This is a genomic window from Spiroplasma sp. hy2, from assembly GCF_044714365.1.
In the GTDB taxonomy this organism is placed as follows: domain Bacteria; phylum Bacillota_I; class Bacilli_A; order Mycoplasmatales; family Mycoplasmataceae; genus Spiroplasma; species Spiroplasma phoeniceum.
Map to the genome: position 1 here is coordinate 1 of NZ_RXFZ02000184.1, position 1,876 is coordinate 1,876.

Consider the following 1,876-nt stretch of genomic DNA (forward strand, 5'->3'; position numbering starts at 1 on the left):
TTAAAAAATTTAAAGCAAAATCATAATCTTACACAAAATTAGTTTTCAAATTGTCATATTGATGATTTTTTTTATTTCATCAAGAGTTTTCGACAAAATTAAAGGATTTTTGTCACATTTCATAAATACTACACGAAAATATTCCAACTTTTATTATAATACTCACATAGCATTTTAAATAATATTATTAAAGCTTTTATATTAATCTTATTGTAAAAATAAAAATTAGTATGAAAATTACTATTAAAAACTTTCACTAATTCAATTGGAAAAAGATAATCTCTTGGTAATAAACAATTTTTACAAAGATATCCTTCCTCAAGAAAACTAATTGTTTTAATGTGTTGTTTGCTGCCACACCGTTTACACATCGTAAAGTCTCATTCTAATCCATATCATTTTAAAGCACGAAACATAAAAGCAATTACAATACTTAAATTATCTTCTCATGCAACTAAATTGTCTAATGTTGTTGTTAATAATTCGTACAATTCATTATCAGCTTGACGGTCAAAAACCGCTTGCTCAGCAATTTCACAAATTAATGTTGCTAATAAATAATCATCATAATTTTGTGCTAATTTAATTCTTGTTTTTAATAAATTTCCTGTCTTTAATTTACTTAACTTATTATTATGATATGATAAAAATATTTCAAATTCACTTGTTGCTAAGAATTGTACTGCATACTGATTTTTTGATGTAATTTTTTGTACCCCATGTGCAAAAAAAGCTAATTTTCCTAATTCTTGTGACAAAATCGTAATAATTGCACTGTTATCATCATAAGGTCGTTTATGCAATACCATTCCTGTTAATTTTTGAATCATTTTAATAACTTTCTTTGTTATAACCTAGACGGGCAATCATTGAAGGTTTATCCCGTCATTTATCCACTACTTTAACAAATAATTCTAAAAATATTTTTGTTCCTAAAATTTGTTCTAATTCTAAGCGGGCTTGCGTTCCAATTTGTTTAATTAAACGGCCTTGTTTCCCAATAATAATTCCTTTTTGCGAATCCCGTTCAACGCAAATTGAAGCCATAATTTTTAATAGCTGTGGTTGATCATCAATTTTATCAATTAAAATGGTAACACTATGCGGAATCTCATCTTCTGTCAACAACAAAATTTTTTCCCGAATAATTTCACGAATTAAAAACTTTTCTGGTTGATCAGTTAACATATCATCAGGATAATATTGTGGTCCTACTACTAAATGTGTTTTTAATAAAGTTAATAATGTTTCAAGATTTTTATGTTTGACGGCTGAAACGGGAATGATAGCAGTAAACTGATGAATTTTTTCTCATTCAGCAATTTTTACCATTAAATCACCTTTGGAAACTAAATCAATTTTTGTTACAACTAAAACAATTGGAATTGCGCGCTCTTGTAGTGCTCTGATAATATAACGATCATTATCACCAATGTGTTCATTTGCTGGAGCTAAAAATAAAATAACATCGGCTGCTTTTGTTGCTGATAAAGCAACTTTATTCATAAATTTCCCCATTTCATGATGAGCTTTATGAATGCCTGGGGTATCCATAAAAACAATTTGTGATTCTTGATCATTATAAATCCCTTGAATACGGTTTCGTGTTGTTTGTGCCTTTGCTGTTACAATTGCTACTTTATTATTTAAAATTGTATTTAATAATGTTGATTTACCAACATTTGGTCGCCCCACAATTGCAACAAAACCTGATTTAATTTCCATTTTCTTCACCTCTTAATTATTCTAATTATAAAGGAAAATATCATAAAAAATCTTTAATTTTGTCGAAAACTCTTGATGAAATAAAAAAAATCATCAATATGACAATTTGAAAACTAATTTTGTGTAAGATTATGATTTTGCTTTAAATTTT

2 protein-coding genes are annotated in these 1,876 nt (G+C 27.1%); both read right to left on the reverse strand.

Annotated features, from left to right (window positions below; translation table 4 throughout):
* Nucleotides 1-128: 128 nt before the first annotated feature.
* Nucleotides 129-830, reverse strand: a complete 702-nt coding sequence (gene recO, locus EHV01_RS05150; protein WP_422066520.1) for a DNA repair protein RecO — start codon at nt 828-830, stop codon at nt 129-131.
* Between the two features lies 1 nt (nt 831).
* Nucleotides 832-1,725, reverse strand: coding sequence for a GTPase Era (gene era / locus EHV01_RS05155; RefSeq protein WP_422066521.1), 894 nt, complete (start codon nt 1,723-1,725; stop codon nt 832-834).
* Nucleotides 1,726-1,876 lie beyond the last annotated feature (151 nt).